The organism is Bradyrhizobium sp. SZCCHNS2022 (assembly GCF_032377575.1).
Taxonomy (GTDB): Bacteria; Pseudomonadota; Alphaproteobacteria; order Rhizobiales; family Xanthobacteraceae; genus Bradyrhizobium; species Bradyrhizobium aeschynomenes.
The window spans coordinates 554,796-574,149 of the sequence record NZ_JAUHHZ010000001.1 but is presented as its reverse complement, the minus strand read 5'-3'; the positions used below and the strand labels follow the sequence as shown (position 1 = coordinate 574,149).

Genomic DNA, 19,354 nt, shown 5'->3' with positions numbered 1-19,354 from the left:
CCTCCTGATGAATGCTGTCGCCCGTGGGTCGGGCGTTCGCATTACAAGCGCGGCCTCGCCGGCTTGAGAAATGCCGTTGTCCAATCGCGAGCATAGCGCCCGCCTATCGATAGCGAGAACCTATCGCTTCCAGAGGCAGGATGCATTTCCGCAGCGGGCGCCGCGCGTCGATGGTGGCGCGTCGCGAGGCCTGCTCGACGCGGGCCGCGGCTTCAACAGAGGAGACATGACATGTCCATGCAGATCGCAGCTCAACGCATCAGCCGCAGCAGCGCGGCCTTCGCCGCCCTGACCATTGCAGCGACTTTGTTGGCGACGTCCGTCGCTCATGCCGGCGAATGCCCGGCGGACAAGGTCAAGGCCGGCGCGCGCGAGATGGTGGACGTCAAGGCCGTTGGCGTCACCGACGTCACGCTCGGCGCGATCGACCTCGCCAAGCAGCCGGCGGCCATCAAGGATCGCGAGCTGCGCTTCCGCAAGCTCACCATCGCCCCCGGCGGCATCGTGCCGTGGCACAGCCACGACGACCGCCCAGCCCTGATCTTCGTCCAGCAGGGCGAGATCATCGAATATGCCAGCAACTGTGCCGAGCCGATCCTGCACAAGGCCGGCGACATCAGGCCGGAGGTGTTCGGCACCTCGCATTGGTGGAAGAACGACGGCAAGGAGACCGTCATCCTCTATGTCGGCGACGTCCGCAAGGATCCGCACGATCACAACATGTAAGCACCGCGTCCGCCTGTCGCGTACGGATCGCCGCCGGACGAGCGCGCGATCCGGATGCGTCGGCGCTTCCCGTGACGAATTGCGAGAGATGACATGACGGACCTTTCGGCAGAGGCCGTGCCACGCACGGACGGCACCCATGCAAGGGCGGCGGCGTGGCGCTCTGCCGTGATCGGCTTCATCGCCTTCTTCAGCCTCGTCGATCTCTTCGCGGCCCAGGCGATGCTGCCGGCGCTGATCAAGCACTACCAGGTCAGTCCCGCCGCGATGGGCCTCGCGGTCAATGCCTGCACGCTGGGCATGGCGATCTCGAGCCTGGCGACCGGGCTGCTCAGCCCGCTGATCGACCGCCGGACCGGCATCGTCTGCAGCCTCGGCCTGCTCGCCATCTTCACCGCGCTGCTCGCGAGCGCGCCGGACCTCTCGATCTTCGCCGGCTTGCGGATCCTGCAGGGCCTTTGCATGGCCTCGGCCTTCGCGCTCACCTTGGCCTATCTCGGCGAGCAATGCAGCGACGGCGAGGCCGGCGGTGCCTTCGCGGCCTATATCACGGGAAACGTCGCGAGCAATCTGGTGGGCCGGCTGCTCTCGGCCAGCCTCACCAGCAAGCTCGGTCTCGAGCCGACCTTCTACGTCTTCGCGGCGCTCAATCTCGGCGGCGCCGTGCTGGTCGGCGCCACGATGCGACGCGGCGAGATGATGATGGCAGGCAGGATGCCGCTGCGAAGCGCCGCAATCCTCGACCACTGGCGCAACCGCCGCATGCGCGCGGCTTTCGGCCTCGGCTTCTGCGTCCTGTTCGCCTTCATCGGAGCCTTCACCTTCGTCAACTTCGTGCTGGTGCGGCCGCCGCTCTCGCTGGGCATGATGGAGATCGGGCTGGTCTATGTCGTGTTCCTGCCGTCGATCGGCACCACGCTGCTGGCGGGCCGGATCGCAGCGCGGACCGGCACGCGGCTCGCAATCTGGGGGTCTCTCGCCACCGCAGCGCTCGGCCTCGTCCTGATGCTGTCGTCACAGCTCGCCGCGGTGCTTGCCGGCATGGTTCTGGTCGGCGCCGGCACCTTCTTCGCGCAGGCGGTGGCCACCGGCTTCGTGGGTCAAACGGCCGTGCATGATCGAGGCGTCGCCAGCGGGATCTATCTCGCCAGCTATTTCGCCGGCGGCATCGTCGGGACGGCCGTGCTCGGCCAGTTGTTCGATCGGTTCGGCTGGACGGCCTGCGTGGCGGGCATCGGCGCCGCGCTGGCAGTGGCGGGATGGCTGGCGTTCCGACTGACGCCGCCGAACGCTCAGGACCGGCTCGGCGCCGGCGCAGGCTGAGCCGGCGGGGGCTCGTCGTCGTCGGCGATCGCCCGCCAGGCTGCGCCTTCGAGGTCCTCATACTGGCCGCTCTTCAGCGACCAGAGAAAGCCGACCAGGCCGGCAAGGCCGAGCGCAAGCGCAAGCGGAACGAGAATGATCATCACTTCCATGAGGGGGCCTCCCCGGCAACCTTGCGGGCGCGCAACGCGTTCAGCATGACGATGATCGACGAACCGGACATCGCCGCGGCGGCGATCAGGGGGGTGACGACGCCGCTGATCGCCAAGGGCACCGCGAGGACATTGTAGAGCACCGCGAGCCACAGATTCTGCCGCATCAGATGCAACGCCTTGCGCGCGTAGTCGACCGCGGCCAGTACCGGCGCCAGGGGACGGCCGAGAAAAACGAGATCGGCGGTGGCCTGGCTGAGATGCGCGGCCGAGATCGGCGACATCGAGACGTGCGCGGCGGCGAGCGACGGCGCATCATTCATGCCGTCGCCGACCATCATCACCTTGACGCCTGCGCGCTTCAGCTCCTCGATGCGGGCGATCTTGTCGGCCGGCGTCACGCCGGCGCGCCATTCGCTGATGCCGAGCGCCTTGGCCGCCGCAGCCACGGCGGCCTCGCGATCGCCGGAGAGGATCTCGACCTTGATGCCGCGGCGCTGCAGGCCGGCAACGATCTTCGCCGCATCGGGACGCAGGCCCTGGCGCACCGAGAACAGGTATGTCTCGGTGCCGCGGCGGAAGGCGACGACGGAGGCTTCGGGATCGGCGCTGCCGCTCTGCTCCACCAGCGCTTCGGCTCCGCAAAACGAGGGACGGCCGAGTCTGATCTCAACGCCGTCCACGACGGCGCGGACGCCCTGCCCCGGCTCTTCGACGGCGCCCATCAGGGGCGACCTCGACTTTGCCGCCTGAGCGACCGCGGCCGCGACCGGATGATGGCTCGACAGCGCAAGCTGGCCGGCCACGGAGAAGACGTCGGCCGGAATGTCGGCGGCGTTGACGACCTCGAGCTCCGGCAGGGTCAAGGTGCCGGTCTTGTCGAAGATGACGTGCTCGGCCTCGGCGAGGCGCTCGATCGCATCGCCCGCATTGAGCAGCACGCCGGACTTGAACATTGCGCCCGACGCAACGGTCTGAACGGTAGGGATCGCAAGGCCGAGCGCGCAGGGACAGGTGATGATCAGCACCGCAATGCCGGTGACGATCGCATCGTGCCAGCTCGCGCCCGCGAGCACCCAGCCGAGCACGGTGAGCGCAGCGGTCGCATGCACCACCGGCGCATAGAGCCGCGAGGCGCGGTCGGCAAGGCGCATGTAGCGCGAGCGGGCCTGCAGCGCGGTGTCGAGCAGGCGCGTGATCTCGGCGAGCAAGGTGCCCTCGGCCGCGGCCGACACGCGAACGCGCAAGGTGCCGGAGATGTTGAGCGAGCCGGCATAGACGGCCGTGCCCTGCTCCGCCGGCACATACAGCGTCTCGCCGGTGATCAGGCTCTGGTCGATCTCGGAGCGGCCCTCGACCACGACGCCGTCGACGGCGCAGCGCTCGCCGGGGCGCAGCAGCACCAAGTCGCCGGCACGCACGGCGGCGACCGGCACCTCGGAGATTTCATCCGCGCCGACGAACTTGGTCGCGGTCTCGGCCTTCAGCGCGGCGAGATTGCCGGCGACGGCGCGCGTCCGCCGCCGCATGTTCTGGTCGAGATAGCGGCCGACCAGCAGGAAGGTCAGCAGCATGATCGCAGCGTCGAAATAAGCGTGCTCGGCGTGATGGAAGGTCTCGACGATGGACATTCCCAGCGCCAGGATCACGCCGATGCAGATCGGTACGTCCATGTTGACGTTGCCGGTCTTCAAGGCGCGCCAAGCCGAGCGGAAGAACGGCTGGCCGGCATAGGCGGCCGCCGGCAGGGCGATGAGCGCCGACAGCCAGTGGAAGAAGTCGCGTTGCTCCGGCAGCATGTCGCTGACGTTGCCGGACCACACCGGGATCGACAGCATCATCACGTTCATGGTCGCAAAGGCCGCGACGCCGAGGCAACGCAGCAGGAAGCGCGACTCCTCGGCCTCGGTTGCTTCCGCGCTCGCCTTCTCGAACGGATAAGCCTTGTAGCCGAGCTCGGCGAGGCGATCGATGAACTTGGCCGGATCGAGCGTGCCCTGCTTCCATTCCAGCGCGACGCGGCGATCGGTGAGATTGACGCGCGCCAAGGTCACGTCGGGCAGCGCCGAGAGGCCGCGCTCGATCTTGGCCATGCAGCCGGCGCAACTGACGCCTTCGACCGCGAGGTCGATGTGCTTCAGGCCGGCGCCGAGATCCTTGACGTAATGAGAGAAGTCACGCGTCACATGCATGATCGGGAGTCCTTCAGTTCAGCAGCACGCGGTTCTTCGACATGAACAGACGGCGGCCGCTGGAATCGCCTTCCAGCACCAGATCCCACTGGCCGGGCGCGATCGCCTCCGCCGTGCCGCGATAGATGCCGATGCCGACCTCGGCGAGCGCGACCTCCTGATCGGCGCGCTTGTCGGCGGGCCGCTCCAGCCGGCCCTGGAAGGTCAGGCCCGACACGGGATTGCCGCTCGCGTCGCGCGCATTGACCTGCACGACCGCCGCGCCGCCGGCGCCGCGCTCGATATGTGCTTCGACCTGCCAACGCCGGGCGTCCTGGGCGCGCGCCGCCGCGATCTCCTTTTCGTAGCCGAGGCTGGCGCTGTAGGCGCTGTCCACCTCGGTGCCCGGCAAGGTCGAGATCGCCAGCTTCATCATGACGACGTTGACGCCGATCACGATGCCGAAGAAGGCGACCAGCATTGCGAGCACCATGCGTCCGGTCAGCGGTGTGGATCTGTCGGAACGGCTGGCCATGGACGGGCTCCTCGGACTGTCTTAAGGGCTGACGAAATTGTCGGTGGCGGAGGCGACGACGCCGAGGCCGATATCGGTGATGTGGAACTTCACCGGAATCGACTTCTCCGGATTGCTCTCCTCCGGCGCGGTCACCAGGAGCCGCAGCTCCTCGGTCTGGTCGCGGCCGATCACGATCATCGGACGGTCGGGCGTGACGGAGTCGGCGCCGACGACGTGGACGGTCGAATTCACCGGTCCCTCGATGTCGATGGCGATGACGCGGTCGAAGCCGTGCTTGTTGAGGACGCGCACCGTATAGGCGTTGCGGATCGAACCATCGGACAGCTTGATCGCGATCGGGTTGCGATCGTGCAGCACGTTGACGTCGAGCAGCGAACGGGTCGCGAGCTTGTAGACCATGGCACCGCCGACCACCGCGATGATCGCGGCGTAAGCGACCGTGCGCGCGCGCACGAGCTTGTAGATCGGCGCCTTGCCTTCCTGCCGGCGGTGGATGTTGATGTCGTTGTCATAGCCGATCAGCCGCGTCGGCCGGCCGATCTTGGTCATGACCGTGTCGCAGGCGTCGATGCAGAGGCCGCACTGGATGCAGTCCATCTGCGCGCCGTCGCGGATGTCGATGCCGGTCGGGCACACCGCGACGCATTGCTTGCAGTCGATGCAATCGCCGGCCTGCTGGCCCAGCGCGCGCAACTCGGCGGCCTTCTTGACCGACATGCGGCTCTCGCCACGGTCATAGCGATAGGTGACGTTGAGTGCCCATTCATCGGTCAGCGCCGCCTGGATGCGCGGCCACGGGCACATGTAGACGCAGACCTGCTCGCGCATGAAGCCGGCGAGCGTGTAGGTCGTGGCAGTGAGGATCGCGATCCAGACATAGGCCAGCATCGGCCCTTGGAAGGTGACGAGCTCCTTCACCAGGGTCGGCGCATCGCTGAAATACAGCACCCAGGCGCCACCGGTCCACCACGCGATCATCAGCCAGATCGAATGCTTGAGCACGAGCTCGGAGATCCGCTCCAGCTTCATCGGGTCGCTGGAGGCATCCTTCTTCATGCGCTCGCGGCGGTCGCCCTCGATCAGGCGTTCCACCGCGTAGAACAGGTCGGTCCACACCGTCTGCGGGCAGAGATAGCCGCACCAGATGCGGCCGCCGATCGCATTCATCAGGAACAGGCCGATGGCGGCGATGATCAGCAGGCCGGTAAAGTAGTAGACCTCCTGCGGCCAAAGCTCGATGAAGAAGAAGTAAAATCGATGGTTCGGAAAGTCGATCAGCACCGCCTGGTCGGGCGCGCCAAGGCCGCGATTCCAGCGCACGAACGGCAGGAAGTAATAGACGCCGAGGCAGAAGCCCATCAGGCCCCACTTGATCCGGCGGAAGGTGCCCGAGACGCTCTGCGGATAGACCTTTTTGTGCGCGGCATACAGCGGACCGTAATCGTCCACCGCCTGCACCTCGTCACGCTTCAGGTCGTCGGGTTTTACCGTCTGGTTCATCGCTGGGGGGTCTTCTCGCAGTTGCGGCCGAAGGTATGCCCACCTCCGGCCGCTCAGTTGATCCAGCTCAATTGAAGGGAAAGTTCCGTTGGATTTCCGTTACTTTCCTCCGCCCAGCGAGTGGACATAGACCGCCATCGCCTTGATCGTGGTCGGGTCGAGACGGCCCTCCCAGGCCGGCATGACACCGGCGCGGCCATTGGTGATGGTCTCGATCAGGGTCGCCTCGTCCGAGCCGTACAGCCAGATCTTGTCCGTGAGGTTCGGCGCGCCGAGCTCCGGATTCCCCTTGGCGTTGTCGCCATGGCATGCCGCGCAATTCTCGGCGAAGATCTTGGCGCCGGCCTTGGCGTCATAGCCCGGCCGGGTCGAAAGCCCCGCCAGCTCGCGGACGTAGTTGGCGACCGTCACGATCTCGGCCGGCTTCAGGACACCGTCCTTGCCGAAGGCGAGCATCTGGCCCTCGCGGGTCTTCGGGTGACCCGAGCGGATGCCGTACAGCAGGGTCTGCTGGATCTGCTCCAGCGAGCCGCCCCACAGCCAGTCGTCGTCGTTCAGGTTCGGGAAGCCCTTGGCGCCCGCCGCACCCGTGCCATGGCACGCGGCGCAGTTGTCGCCGAACACCGTCTTGCCCTTGGCGCGGGCCAGACCCAGCATCGCCGGATCCTTCTCGATGTCGGCGAGCGAGGCGGTGGCGAGCGCCGCCATCTTGGCGCCGCGGATCTTCTCGAGGTTGGCGAGCTCGACCGCCACGTCCGCGCGGGACGAGTAGCCGAACAGGCCAGCCGTGTTGCTGGAGATGGTCGGCCAGGCCGGATACACGATCCAGTAGCCGATCGCCCAGACGATGGTGATGTAGAAGGTGATCACCCACCACCGCGGCAGCGGGGTGTTGAGCTCCTTGATGCCGTCCCAGGCATGGCCCGTCGTGGCGGTGCCGGAGACGCTGTCGACTTCGGTATGGTCAGCCATGTTGAATTACTCCTCGCGCAACGGCATGCTCGCCGCCTCGTCGAAAGCGGCCTTGTTGCGAGGCCAGAGGGCGTAGGTGACGATCGCGATGAAGATCGCGACGAAGATCGGGGTCCACAGCGTCGTCACGAGTGACGACGCGATGTTTTCGACTGCAATGATGGGCTTCATGATGCTCGCCTCTCGATCTCAGCGCAGATTGGCTTTTTCGTTGTAGATCTTGAAGTCCACCAGCGTGCCGAGCATCTGCAGATACGCGACCAGCGCATCCATTTCCGTCGGCGCGCCCGCCTTGCCGTCGAAGTTGCGCACCACCGCCTTCGGATAGCGCTTGGTGAGCGCCTCCGCGCCGGCACCGTCCGGATCGACCTGCGCCTTGAGATCGGCGGCGGCGTTGGCGATCTGGTCGTCGGTGTAGGGCACACCGACCGCGCGCAGCGTCTTCAGATGGTCCGCGACGTTGTTCGCGTCGAGCTCGTTCTCCTTCAGGAAAGGATAGCCGGGCATGATCGACTGCGGCACGATGGCGCGCGGGTTGGCCAGATGGGTGACGTGCCAATCGTCGGAATACTTGTTGCCGACGCGGGCGAGGTCGGGTCCCGTGCGCTTCGAGCCCCACTGGAACGGATGGTCGTACATGCTCTCCGCGGCGAGCGAGAAGTGGCCGTAGCGCTCCACTTCGTCACGCAGCGGACGCACCATCTGCGAGTGGCAGAGATAGCAGCCCTCGCGGACATAGATGTTGCGGCCGGCCAGCTCGAGCGGCGTGTAAGGACGCACGCCGTCGACCGCCTCGATCGTGCTCTTCAGGTAGAAGAGCGGAGTGATCTCGACGAGGCCGCCGATCGCGATCACCAGCAGGATGCCGATGACCAGGATGATCGAGTTCTTCTCGAAGACTTGGTGTCGTTGCCAGAATGACATGGTTGGATACCTCACTCCGCCGGCTGAAGAGCGACGGGCGACTGAACTTCTTCCTCACCGACACGGACCGTCATCCAGAGATTGTAGGCCATGATGAGTGAGCCGATCAGGAACAGCGCGCCGCCAGCGGCACGGATGATGTAGAAGGGGTGCATCGCCTCGACGGTCTCGATGAAGGAGTATTCGAGGAAGCCGAGCGCCGTGTAGGACCGCCACATCAGACCCTGCAGGATGCCCGAGACCCACATCGCCGAGATGTAGAGCACGATGCCGAGCGTGGCCGTCCAGAAGTGCCAGTTCACGAGCTTGAGGCTGTAGAGACCCTTGCGGTTCCAGATCCACGGCACCAGGCAGTACAGCGCGCCGAAGGACACGAAGCCGACCCAGCCGAGCGCACCGGAATGCACGTGACCGATGGTCCAGTCGGTGTAGTGGCTGAGCGAGTTGACCACCTTGATCGACATCATCGGACCTTCGAAGGTCGACATGCCGTAGAAGGCGACCGAGACGACCAGCATGCGCAGCACCGGGTCGGTCCGCAGCTTGTCCCAAGCTCCCGACAGCGTCATCAGGCCGTTGATCATGCCGCCCCAGGACGGCATCCACAGCATGATCGAGAAGGTCATGCCGAGAGTCTGCGTCCAGTCCGGCAGCGCGGTGTAGTGCAGGTGGTGCGGGCCGGCCCAGATGTAGAGGAAGATCAGCGCCCAGAAGTGGATGATCGACAGCCGGTAGGAATAGACCGGCCGCTCCGCCCGCTTCGGGATGAAGTAGTACATGATGGCGAGGAAGCCGGCGGTCAGGAAGAAGCCGACCGCGTTGTGGCCGTACCACCACTGGAACATCGCATCCTGCACGCCGCCCCAGGCGATGTAGGACTTCGAGCCGAACACCGACACCGGGAGCGCCGGGTTGTTGCCGAGATGCAGCACGGCGATCGTGACGATGAAGGCCAGGTAGAACCAGTTCGCCACGAAGATGTGCGGCTCCTTGCGCTTGATGATCGTCACCAAGAACACGAGCAGGTAGACCACCCAGACGATCGTCAGCCACAGATCGGAGTACCATTCGGGCTCGGCGTATTCCTTGCCCTCGGTGACGCCGAGCAGATAGCCGGTGCCTGCGATCAGGATGAAGAAGTTGTAGCCGACCACCACGAACCACGGCGCGAGGTCACCCGCGAGGCGGACGCGGCAGGTCCGCTGCACGACGTAGAACGACGTCGCCAGCAGCACGTTGCCGCCGAAGGCGAAGATCACCGCCGAGGTGTGCAGCGGCCGCAGACGGCCGAAACTGGTCCAGGGCAGATCGAAGTTCAGCGCCGGCCAGGCCAGCTGCGAGGCGATGATGAGACCGACGGCGAAGCCGGCGATGCCCCAGAACATGGCCATGAACGACGAGAACTTGACCGGGCCGAGATTGTAGTTCGGCCGGCCATTGATCTCCTGCGGCGGCAGCTCGCCGCGCTCGAAGTAGCGGTTGAGGATGAAGAAGACGGACGCCGCGCTGGCGGCAGCCGCGAGCGAGGCGTGGAACGCGAAGGCCGTATCCAGTGCCTTCGCCGCAGCGAAGACGCACAAGAAGGCGGTGACGGCGAAAATGAGCGATAAGCCACTTTCGCCGATGGTCATGGATTTTGTGGATGAGGACGCGCTCATGCGGAATCTCGCTGAAAGAACACGAGCCCAGCAACCACAATCGCTCACACGTGGAATTGATCGAAATCAACCTTGCGATCCGTTCGCCGTTAAAGAGCCGGGTGTTGCACGACCAAGCGCGGCGACGTGCAAGCAAAGCACATCGTCCCGCACGCAGAGGATGCGTACGGGACGATGTGATCTTAGACTTCCGTATCAGTTCCGGATCGAGGCGCCCGCCGTCAGTCCTTGGCCGCGGCCGCGAGCGCCCGCACGATGTCCTCGCGGGCGATGATGCCGACCAGACGGTTGTCGCCGTCGGTCACGGGAAGGCTGCGGATGCGATGCTCGACCATCAGCTGCAGCACGCGCGTCAGCTTGGTGTCCGGCCTGACGTAGATGAACTCGGACGTCATCACGTCGGCGACCGTCCTGTTCATCAGGTCGCTGTAGCGCGGCAGCATCTGGTTGGGCGTGAACGCAAAGCATTTCAGCACGTCGAACTTGGTGACGATGCCGATGACCTCGTCGTTCTCGACGACGGGGTAGGTGTTGAAATCGTCGCGGTCGAACATGTCGCCGAGCTCGCGAATCGTCGTCTCGCGGGTCACGGTCGTGATCGTGCGCGTCATGTAGCTGCCGGCGGTGTCCTCGAGAAATTTGTACAAGGCGGCAATCCTGTTCTCGGATGGAGCGGTTGAAATTCAGTGCGACAGCAGCACGCAGCGCTCGGTGCGCGTGACGAGATGCTCGGTGACGCCGCCGAGCACGAGCTCGCGGAATCGGGAATGGCCATAGGCGCCGGCGACGACCAGCCCGGCGGTGAGATCGGCGGCCACGGCGTCGAGCTTGGCGGCCACGTTGCGCGCCGTCCCCGGCTCCTCGACGCGGGCCGAGGCGGTGATCTTGTGATGGCCGAGCCAGGCGACCACGTCGCCGAGGCGCGCCTCGCAGGCATCATAGTCCGAGCTGTTCTCAAGGATCTCGACCACGACCACGTCGCTCGCCTTGGCGAGCAGTGGCAGCGCGTCCATGACCGCCCGGCGCGCCTCCGGCGTCTCCTTCCAGGCCACCAGCACGGTCCCGAGATCGAGCCAGCCGACATTGTCGGGAACGACGAGCAGCGGCCGTCCGGCCTCCATCACCAGATCCTTGGGACTGGCGATCGCAAACGCATCGGACATGCCGGGAGGCGCGCTCCCGGTGACGAGAATATCGGCCGCGCGCGCCTGGGCCAGGACGTAGCGGGCGGGAAAATCCAGCGCGCTGCGCCAGCTCAGCGAAGCGGCCCGCTCGCCGACGACCGAGCGAAACTGCTGCTCGAGCTCGGCCAGCCTGTTCTGCAGGGCGCCCTCGCCCTGCTCGACCAGCTCCTGGGCCTGCTCGCCGGTGGTGAAATAGAGCGGAGGCGTGAATTCCGCGGCCGCAACGCCGATGATGCCGGCGTCGAACCGGGCCGCGAGATCGCCCGCGACCTGGAGACGGGCCTCATTGGGCTGGTTGAGCGCAAGGCTCACCATGACAGTCGCGAACGTCATCCGTCTCTCCAAACAATGCTTCCATGCAGCTCTTAGAGGTGAAATCACCTACCGTGATGAGCTAGATCAAAGTGCCGCAGCGGAACCCGGACGGCAAGAAACCGATGGAACCCGCCCAACATCGGAGAAAGCCTTGAATTGGCGAACCAAAGTTACGTCGGCCCGGGTTGCAATAGCGCAATCTGGTATAGAATACCGTAGGGCTTCCCGGTCTTCTCCGGGCTGCTCACGGCAGCTCTGCTCCTGACAACTCTGCTTCTGGCCATAACGGCGAATCGATCGAAAGCTTCCAAGTGCGCGGCGTCACCCAACCCTTTCCCGACGCATCCATCCGCCCCGAAGACTCCCACTCGCTGGGCTTCGGCGCATGGGATCTCGACCTCGCCTCGGGTGAATTCTACTGGTCCGTGACCACGCGGAAGCTGTTCGGAATCGCGGCCGACCAGCCGGTCACCTATGGCTCGTTCCTGTCGCTGCTGGCCAGCGAGGACCGTGCCCCGGTCGAAGCCGCGATCGAGCATGCCCGCCACCAGGGCTCCGGGTTCGACATGTCGTTCAAGGTGCCGGGCGGCGGACACTGGATCCGCGTGCTCGCCGGCGTGGTCCCGGATGAGGATGGCCAGCCGCGGCACCTGCGCGGCATCGCCCTCGACATCGACCAGGAGAAGCGACTGGAAGAGGCGCTGCGCCTGCGCGAGCAGCACTTCCGCTCGATCCTGGACACCGTGCCCGACGCGATGATCGTGATCGACGGCAGCGGCACCATCCAGTTCTTCAGCGCCGCGGCCGAGCGGATGTTCGGCTTCACCGAGGAAGAGGCGGTCGGCCTCGACGTCAGCGAGCTGATGCCCGAGCCCGACCGATCGCGCCACGCCGGCTACCTGCTCCGCTATCATGCCAGCCGCGAGCGGCACATCATCGGCATCGGCCGGATCGTCACCGGACGCCGCCGCGACGGCTCGACGTTTCCCATGCATCTGTCGATCGGCGAGATGCAGTCCGGCGGCAAGCCCTATTTCACCGGCTTCGCCCATGATCTCACCGAGCACCAGCAGACCCAGGCGCGCTTACGCGAATTGCAGTCGGAGCTGGTCCATGTCTCGCGCCTCAGCGCCATGGGCGAGATGGCTTCGGCCCTGGCTCACGAGCTGAACCAGCCGCTCGCCGCCATCAGCAACTACATGAAGGGCTCGCGCCGGCTGCTCGCCGGCAGCAGCGATCCGAACACCGGCAAGATCGAGAGCGCGATGGACCGTGCCGCCGAGCAGGCGATTCGCGCCGGTCAGATCATCCGCCGGCTGCGCGATTTCGTCTCACGGGGCGAATCGGAAAAGCGGGTCGAGAGCCTGTCCAAGCTGATCGAGGAGGCTGGCGCGCTGGGCCTTGCCGGCGCCCGTGAGCAGAACGTGCAGTTGCGGTTCCAGCTCAATCCGGACGCCGACCTCGTGCTGGCCGACCGGGTCCAGATCCAGCAGGTGCTGGTGAACCTGTTCCGCAATGCGCTGGAGGCGATGTCGCATGCGCCCCGGCGCGAGCTCGCCGCGACCAATCACAGGGTCAGCGACGACTTGATCGAGGTTGCCGTGTCCGATACCGGAACGGGATTCCACGACGACGTCATGCCCAACCTCTTCAAGACCTTCTTCACCACCAAGGATACCGGAATGGGAGTTGGGCTCTCGATCAGCCGCTCCATCATCGAGGCCCATGGCGGGCGCATGTGGGCCGAGAACAACGAGGCAGGCGGGGCGACATTCCGCTTCACCCTGCCGGCCGCCCCAACCAAGGTTGAGCATGATGGCTGAACAGGCCAAGGTCTATGTGATCGACGACGACGAGGCGATGCGGGACTCACTGAACTTCCTGCTCGATTCCTCCGGATTCAAGGTCACGCTGTTCGAGAATGCGCAAAGCTTCCTCGACCGGCTACCGACGCTCGCCTTCGGCTGCGTCGTCTCGGACGTGCGGATGCCCGGCATCGACGGCATCGAGCTGCTCAAGCGCATGAAGGCTGCCGGCAGCAGTTTTCCGATTCTGGTGATGACCGGACATGGCGACGTGCCGCTCGCGGTCGAAGCCATGAAGCTCGGCGCGGTCGACTTCCTCGAGAAGCCGTTCGAGGACGAGCGCCTCGTCGCCATGATCGAGACGGCGATCCAGCAGGCCGAGCCGGCGGCGAAGAACGAATCGGTCACGCAGGACATTCTCGGTCGCATCGCCAGCCTGAGCCCGAGGGAGCGCCAGGTGATGGACGGCTTGATGGCCGGACTCTCTAACAAGCTGATCGCCCGCGAATACGACATCAGCCCGCGCACCATCGAGGTCTACAGGGCCAACGTGATGACCAAGATGGGAGCGAACAGCCTCTCCGAGCTGGTGCGTCTTGCGATGCGCGCGGGCGCGCTGAAGGATTGAGCTAGATCAAGCTGCCTTGACAGAATCGAGTGTTATGTTGCGCCTCGGTTCAACATCACATTCTCGCGGCACGTGCGATGTCGGCTCACATGAAACCCACGGTCTACGTAGCCGACGACGATGCCGACGTGCTCGGCTCGCTGCGCTTCCTGCTGGAAGCCGACGGCTTCGATGTGCGCACTTTTCGCAGCGGCACCGCGCTGCTGAAGGCCTCGGATCACGCTTTGGTCGACTGCTTCGTCGTCGATTACAAGATGCCCGAGCTCAACGGGGTCGAACTCGCGGAACGGTTGCGCAAGCAGGGCGCGACGGCTCCGGTGGTGCTGATCACCGGCCATTACGACGATCGGCTGGCGGCCCGCGCCGCCGCGGTCGGGATCCAGGACTTTCTGCTCAAGCCGCTGCTGGACGACAATCTGGTGAAGCGGATTCGCAAGGCGATCGCCAACGACCATTCGGCTACCGCCCAGCGCGCCTCCTGAGCGCCCCATTACGTAGATCTACGTAGGGGAACCCCCTTAAGATAACGGCCCAAATGTCCTTAACGGGAGCCGCCGTGTACCACATCGCCATCCGCCGCAAGGAGATGGTCATGCTCAATCAGTCGATTGCCAATTCGGTCGTCAGCACCAACGCCACCCACACCGTCCCCTCGCCTGCTGTCCCCTCTCCCGCCGCCAATCCGTTTGCCGAGATCACCGGTCATGCCGGGCTGATCGCCAGCGAGTTCTCCTACAAGAAAGATGAGGAGATCTATGGCGAGGACGAGCCGGCCGAGTATGTCTATCAGGTGATTTCCGGCGCCGTGCGCAGCTACAAGCTGTTGTCCGATGGCCGCCGCCAGATCGGCGCCTTCCATCTTCCCGGCGACGTGTTCGGCCTCGAATTCGGCTCCGCCCACCGCCTCGCCGCTGAAGCCATCATCGACACCACCGTGCGCCTGGTGAAGCGCCGCAGCCTCGAACAGGCCGCCGGCACCGACGTCGCGGTCGCCCGCAAGCTCTGGACCATGACGGCTCACGACCTCCGCCATGCCGAGGACCACATGCTGCTGCTGGGCCGCAAGACCGCGATGGAGCGTGTCGCGACCTTCCTGCTCGAGATGGACCGCCGCCTTGCCGTGGCCGGCATGATGGCGCTGCCGATGTGCCGCCGCGACATCGGCGACTATCTCGGCCTCACCCTCGAGACCGTCTCCCGCGCGCTGTCGCAGCTGCACAGCCAGGGCGTTCTCGGCTTCTCGGGCGCGCGCCAGATCGTGCTCCGCAACCGCCAGCGCCTGCGCAGCATGGACGCCTGAGGCGTCCCACCCGCATCACGCCCTGACCTCGCGCTGCCCCGTCTCCGGCATCAGCAGCGCGATGAGCAAGAGACCGGCGAGCGCCACGCCCGACAACCCCATGAAGGCGGTGGCGCTGCCGAATCTGTCGCTGGCGAAGCCCGCCATGACGGTCGACAGTGAGGCGCCGATCCCGGTCGCCGTGCCGACGATCCCCTGAGCCAGATTGAAGTGGCCGCTGCCGAAGGCAACGTCGGCCACCGTCAATGGAATCATCACGGCGAAGACGGCGGCCGTGACCCCGTCGAAGATCTGCACGGCGACGAGCACGTAGGGGTCGTGAACCACCGCGAACAGCGCACCACGAACGGTGAGCGCAGCAAACCCCAGCATCAGCAGCGGCCGCCTGCCCCATTGCTGCGCCACCGCGCCGACCGATGGCGAGGTCAGCGCCACGATGGCCTGCGGCACGACGATGCAGAAGGCGATCAGCATCGGCGCCCATTCGCTCGACTTCGTCGTCACCACGCCCGCCATCAGCGGCAGCATCGCCGCATTGGCAAGCTGCAGCAGGAACACGCCGAGCGCAAATACCAGCAATGCACGCTGGCGCAGCAGGCCGAGCAGACCCGACAGCCGCGCCCCCTCGCTGTCCTCCCGGAGGGCATGGCCATGGGCGCGCGCAATGTCGATCTCACGCTCGCGGATGCGCGACAACGCGATCAGCGTGGGAAAGGCGAGAATGAACGTCACGAGGAAAACCGCGCGGCTGGAGATGAGATAGCCGCAGGTCCCCATGACGGCCGCCGCCACGCCACTGCCGAGCGACGCGAAGCGCGCGTTGCGCCCCAGTCGCTCCGCCATGCCGCGCGGACCGACCAGCCCGAGACTGATGGCGGCGATGGCCGGGCCCAGCACGCAGCTCGCCGCCGCATGCAAGGTTGCGGCGCCCGCGACCACGGGAAAAATCGGCCATACGGCGTAGGCCAGCGCACTGCAGCCGATGGCGGCGACGGCGAGCCCGGCCACCCGCCGTTCCGACCTGGCCGCATCGATGATCGCGCCGCCTGGCATCTGCCCGATCAGTCCGACGATGCCGCCGATCGACAGCACCAGACCGATCTGGGCCTGCGTCCATTTCTGCGTCGTGAGGTACACTGCGATGAACGGCCCGAAGCCGGTCTGCACGTCGGCCAGGAAGAAGATGAACCAGTCGAGCCCGCGCAGGCTCTGCCGGGAGGGCACGGGTCTCGCCATCGTCCGGCCATGATCCTGCACGGCCTCACGACGCGCGCCATCTTCCGCCGCGCGGTCGGACCCGGGCTCCCGGTCAGGTGATCTGGACGGCCGTGCAATCGGCATGGTTTCACGTCTCAACTCATGAGGCTGGCGGGACACAAACTCCCCGCCATGATCCGCTGCACGGGCGCAGAGCGGACTCACACACATCAACTCAATGATCGAAATCCCAGGGGGACAGCTTGCCGGCTGCGCCAAGCACGACGACAGGCTTGTCCTCCTTGTATTCAGGTGCGGCCTTGACCTGCTCCTTGGTGAGGTCGAGGGTCACCCGGTCGCTCTTCTCGGCGATGTGCTTGAAATCGAGCGCGGTCCAGTCGACCACGATCTTGCGGCTGCCGACGCCGAGAAAGCCGCCGAAATCGATCACGGCGGCACGCACGGTGCCGGTGAGATCGACGATGACGTCGACGATGTGGCCCATGTCCTCGCCGTTCGAGCTGCGCACGTCACGGCCCAGCACGCCATGCGCATCGCGGGCGCCGAGAATGGTTACCGAAGGCGGCGGTGCCGGCTCCTTGGCAGGCACAGCCGCATCCTTGGCGGGCGCCGTCGGCACCTGTGCATGGCCATTCGTGGCGCACCCCAGCAGCAGCCACAGCACGGCGAAACCGACGGCGCCGCCGCGCCAATTCCGTTTCAGCCCCGTCATTGCGCCAGCACCAGCGAGACCTGGATCTGGCCGCGCCGCCGCAGCACCTCCATGGAGACATCCTCGCCATGGCGGCGGATGCGCAGGTCGATCGCCGAACCGCCGAGCCTGAGATCGCGCAGCACCACCCAGTCCAGGAACGCAGGCAGGCGCGGATTGCGCAGACGGATCTGGCCGCGCTCCGCGTCGAATTCGAGCCCGAGGGCTGCTTCGAGCAGGGTGAACGGCGTCGCGCTGGCCCAGGCCTGCGGCGCGCAGGCCACCGGATAGAGCGTGGGACCACGGTGCTTCTCGCGCCGGAAGCCGCAGAACAGCTCGGGCAGCCGGCGCAGATCCATGTAGGAGGCCGCTTCGAACAGGCCGCGGAACACCTGCTCGACGGCATGCTTGAGGCCATAGCGCGCCAGGCCGAGCGCGATCAGCGCATTGTCGTGCGGCCAGATCGAGCCGTCGTGATAGGACATCGGATTGTAGCGCGCCTCACCGCAGGCCACGGTGCGGATGCCCCAGCCGGAGAAGAAATGCGGCCGCAGCAGATCGGCGGCCAGCTTACGGGCGCGATCCTCGCGCACCATGCCGCTGAACAGCAGCTGCCCGGCATTGGAGGTGCGCACCCGGCACGGCTGCTTGGTGCCGTCGAGCGCGAGCGCATAGGTGTTGAGCTCCTCGCACCAGAAGGCATCCTCGAAGCGCTCGGCGAGCAGCGCAGCCTCGGCCTGGAGCCGGTCCGCCATGTCGGCTTTGCCGAGCCGGCGCGCGCAGCGCGCGGCCAGCTGCTTGCCGGCGAAAACGTAGCCCTGCACCTCCGCGAGCGCGATGTAGCCTTCGGCAAGGCGGCCGTCGGCATGGAACACCGCATCGTAGGAATCCTTCCAGCCTTGATTGGCGAGCCCCTGCTCGGACGCACGCTGATATTCGACGAAGCCGTCGCGATCGGGATCGCCCGGTCCGTCGATCCATTTCAGCGCCTGCTCGATCGCCGGCCACAGCTCCCGCAACGTGTCGATGTCGCCGGTACGCTCGATGTAGAGGCCCGCGAGCAGCACGAACAGCGGCGTCGAATCGACGCTGCCGTAGTAGCAGGCGAACGGCACCTCGCGCAGCGCCGCCATCTCGCCGCCGCGCATCTCGTGCAGGATCTTGCCGGGCTCGGCATCGGCAAGCGGGTCGGTCCGCTTCGCCTGATGGCGCGCGAGCCGCCGCAGCACGCCGCGGGCGATGCGCGGATCGACCCACAGCATCTGCATCGCCGTGATCAGCCCGTCGCGCCCGAACGTCGTCGAGTACCAGGGAATGCCGGCATAGGGATATCGTCCCTCCGGCGTATCCGTCATCAGGATGTTGAGATCAGCCGCGGCCTGGCACAACACCTCGTTGAGGATGTCGTTCGACGTCTCGATGCTGGTCGCCCCCTGCGTGCACCGGCGCATCTCGCGGCGATGAGCGAGCAGGCTGCGGAAGAAACGGCCCGGCGGCTCACCGGTGCTGGCGTTACATGTCACGGCAATGAACAGCGACGTCGATTGCTGCGGGTCGAGCTCGAAGTGATAGGTTGCGACATCGATCGTGAGCCGGGACGGACGCGGATCGAAATGCAGCGCCGTCGTGCGGATCGCGCCGTCGAGCCCGCGATAGTCGAGCATCACGTCCGACGGTCCCATCAGGCGGCCCGAGCCGCTGCCGCGCCGCGCCCGCACGGTTCCGCGCACCTCGAACAGATCGGCGAAGTCATTGTCAAAGCTCAGCTTGAGATCGAAGCTGGCGCGGCGATCGCCGTGGTTCTGCAGGCCGATGCGCTGATAGGCCGTGCCGCGCCACAGGAAGATGGTGCGCACGATGTGCAGCATGTCCTTCGGCAGCACCAATCGGCCCTGCTCGTAGATGTCCGGGTTGGTCAGATCGATCGTCAGCGCCGAATTGTCATCGCGCAGGCTCGATCCGAGCAGCAGCGGCTGCACTTCGTCGAGCGTCAGCTCGAGCCGAGCGAGATAGCGCGTATCGGCATTGAACAGTCCGTCCGGCCCGCCCGCCGACGCGCCGATGTCGCCATGGCCGTCGAGCACGATGAAGGTGTCGTCGTGCTTGAGCGAGCGCCGCGGACGTGCCGCGGGTCCCGTCATCGGAATGTAGAACGGCTGCTCCGCCGGCTCGTCCAGACCGGCCATCGATGTACGTGTGCTTGCGAGCTCGGCCGACATGTTGACCTCGTGCGATGTTGAAGCGCGGCG

The 19,354-nt window shown here is 66.0% G+C and carries 19 protein-coding genes; 6 read left to right on the top strand and 13 right to left on the bottom strand.

Annotated elements, in window-relative coordinates:
• The first annotated feature begins 237 nt into the window (after positions 1–237).
• Positions 238–726, top strand: coding sequence for a cupin domain-containing protein (locus QXZ94_RS02525; RefSeq protein ID WP_409998788.1), 489 nt, complete (start codon positions 238–240; stop codon positions 724–726).
• Positions 727–819: 93 nt separating this feature from the next.
• Complete coding sequence (locus tag QXZ94_RS02520; protein WP_315719091.1) at positions 820–2,049, top strand: MFS transporter; 1,230 nt, start codon at positions 820–822, stop codon at positions 2,047–2,049.
• On the opposite strand, the gene ccoS is transcribed toward QXZ94_RS02520, so the two are convergent.
• The 10 genes from ccoS to QXZ94_RS02470 all read right to left on the bottom strand — a co-directional run bounded on the left by ccoS (position 2,019) and on the right by QXZ94_RS02470 (position 11,481).
• On the bottom strand, positions 2,019–2,201 hold the full coding sequence (gene ccoS, locus QXZ94_RS02515) for a cbb3-type cytochrome oxidase assembly protein CcoS (RefSeq protein ID WP_315719090.1): 183 nt from the start codon (positions 2,199–2,201) through the stop codon (positions 2,019–2,021). The genes QXZ94_RS02520 and ccoS overlap by 31 nt on opposite strands.
• Positions 2,192–4,393, bottom strand: coding sequence for a cation-translocating P-type ATPase (locus QXZ94_RS02510; protein ID WP_315719089.1), 2,202 nt, complete (start codon positions 4,391–4,393; stop codon positions 2,192–2,194). The genes ccoS and QXZ94_RS02510 overlap by 10 nt, the downstream gene beginning before the upstream one ends.
• Positions 4,394–4,406: 13 nt before the next feature.
• A complete protein-coding gene (locus QXZ94_RS02505; RefSeq protein WP_172180798.1) occupies positions 4,407–4,907 on the bottom strand; it encodes a FixH family protein in 501 nt (166 codons plus the stop codon).
• 21 nt (positions 4,908–4,928) lie between these two features.
• The gene (gene ccoG, locus QXZ94_RS02500; protein ID WP_315719088.1) at positions 4,929–6,410 is read right to left on the bottom strand and encodes a cytochrome c oxidase accessory protein CcoG; all 1,482 of its coding nucleotides are present in this window, start codon (positions 6,408–6,410) and stop codon (positions 4,929–4,931) included.
• Between the two features lie 99 nt (positions 6,411–6,509).
• Positions 6,510–7,382, bottom strand: a complete 873-nt coding sequence (ccoP, locus tag QXZ94_RS02495; RefSeq protein WP_172111917.1) for a cytochrome-c oxidase, cbb3-type subunit III — start codon at positions 7,380–7,382, stop codon at positions 6,510–6,512.
• Positions 7,383–7,388: 6 nt separating this feature from the next.
• Entirely contained in the window at positions 7,389–7,553 is a 165-nt protein-coding gene (locus tag QXZ94_RS02490) for a CcoQ/FixQ family Cbb3-type cytochrome c oxidase assembly chaperone (RefSeq protein ID WP_015668233.1), read from the bottom strand.
• A gap of 18 nt (positions 7,554–7,571) precedes the next feature.
• Positions 7,572–8,306 (bottom strand): cytochrome-c oxidase, cbb3-type subunit II, encoded by a 735-nt coding sequence (gene ccoO, locus QXZ94_RS02485; protein WP_172134115.1) that lies wholly within the window; start codon positions 8,304–8,306, stop codon positions 7,572–7,574.
• Between the two features lie 11 nt (positions 8,307–8,317).
• Positions 8,318–9,964 (bottom strand): cytochrome-c oxidase, cbb3-type subunit I, encoded by a 1,647-nt coding sequence (gene ccoN / locus QXZ94_RS02480; RefSeq protein ID WP_315719087.1) that lies wholly within the window; start codon positions 9,962–9,964, stop codon positions 8,318–8,320.
• A 221-nt stretch (positions 9,965–10,185) separates the two neighbouring features.
• Positions 10,186–10,611, bottom strand: a complete 426-nt coding sequence (locus QXZ94_RS02475; protein WP_009027195.1) for an HPP family protein — start codon at positions 10,609–10,611, stop codon at positions 10,186–10,188.
• 36 nt (positions 10,612–10,647) lie between these two features.
• Entirely contained in the window at positions 10,648–11,481 is an 834-nt protein-coding gene (locus QXZ94_RS02470) for a universal stress protein (RefSeq protein WP_315719086.1), read from the bottom strand.
• A gap of 329 nt (positions 11,482–11,810) precedes the next feature.
• Here QXZ94_RS02470 and fixL point away from each other — a divergent pair, with 329 nt between their 5' ends.
• The 4 genes from fixL (at position 11,811) to QXZ94_RS02450 (ending at position 15,196) form a co-directional block, all read left to right on the top strand.
• Positions 11,811–13,286, top strand: a complete 1,476-nt coding sequence (gene fixL / locus QXZ94_RS02465) for a sensor protein FixL (RefSeq protein ID WP_315726041.1) — start codon at positions 11,811–11,813, stop codon at positions 13,284–13,286.
• A complete protein-coding gene (fixJ, locus tag QXZ94_RS02460) occupies positions 13,279–13,896 on the top strand; it encodes a response regulator FixJ (protein ID WP_315726039.1) in 618 nt (205 codons plus the stop codon). The genes fixL and fixJ overlap by 8 nt, the downstream gene beginning before the upstream one ends.
• A 77-nt stretch (positions 13,897–13,973) precedes the next feature.
• Positions 13,974–14,378 carry a response regulator gene (locus QXZ94_RS02455; protein WP_172111912.1) on the top strand — a complete coding sequence of 135 codons (405 nt, stop codon included), beginning with the start codon at positions 13,974–13,976 and terminating at the stop codon, positions 14,376–14,378.
• A 110-nt stretch (positions 14,379–14,488) separates the two neighbouring features.
• The gene (locus QXZ94_RS02450) at positions 14,489–15,196 is read left to right on the top strand and encodes a helix-turn-helix domain-containing protein (RefSeq protein WP_315726037.1); all 708 of its coding nucleotides are present in this window, start codon (positions 14,489–14,491) and stop codon (positions 15,194–15,196) included.
• Between the two features lie 15 nt (positions 15,197–15,211).
• Here QXZ94_RS02450 and QXZ94_RS02445 read toward each other — a convergent pair whose 3' ends face one another.
• The 3 genes from QXZ94_RS02445 to QXZ94_RS02435 form a co-directional block, all read right to left on the bottom strand.
• Positions 15,212–16,537: an MFS transporter gene (locus QXZ94_RS02445; protein WP_315719085.1), complete on the bottom strand. Its 1,326-nt coding sequence runs from the start codon at positions 16,535–16,537 to the stop codon at positions 15,212–15,214.
• A 91-nt stretch (positions 16,538–16,628) separates the two neighbouring features.
• Positions 16,629–17,126 (bottom strand): PRC-barrel domain-containing protein, encoded by a 498-nt coding sequence (locus tag QXZ94_RS02440; protein WP_315719084.1) that lies wholly within the window; start codon positions 17,124–17,126, stop codon positions 16,629–16,631.
• On the bottom strand, positions 17,123–19,324 hold the full coding sequence (locus QXZ94_RS02435; RefSeq protein WP_315719083.1) for an amylo-alpha-1,6-glucosidase: 2,202 nt from the start codon (positions 19,322–19,324) through the stop codon (positions 17,123–17,125). Before QXZ94_RS02435 ends, QXZ94_RS02440 begins: the two co-directional genes overlap by 4 nt.
• Positions 19,325–19,354: the final 30 nt, after the last annotated feature.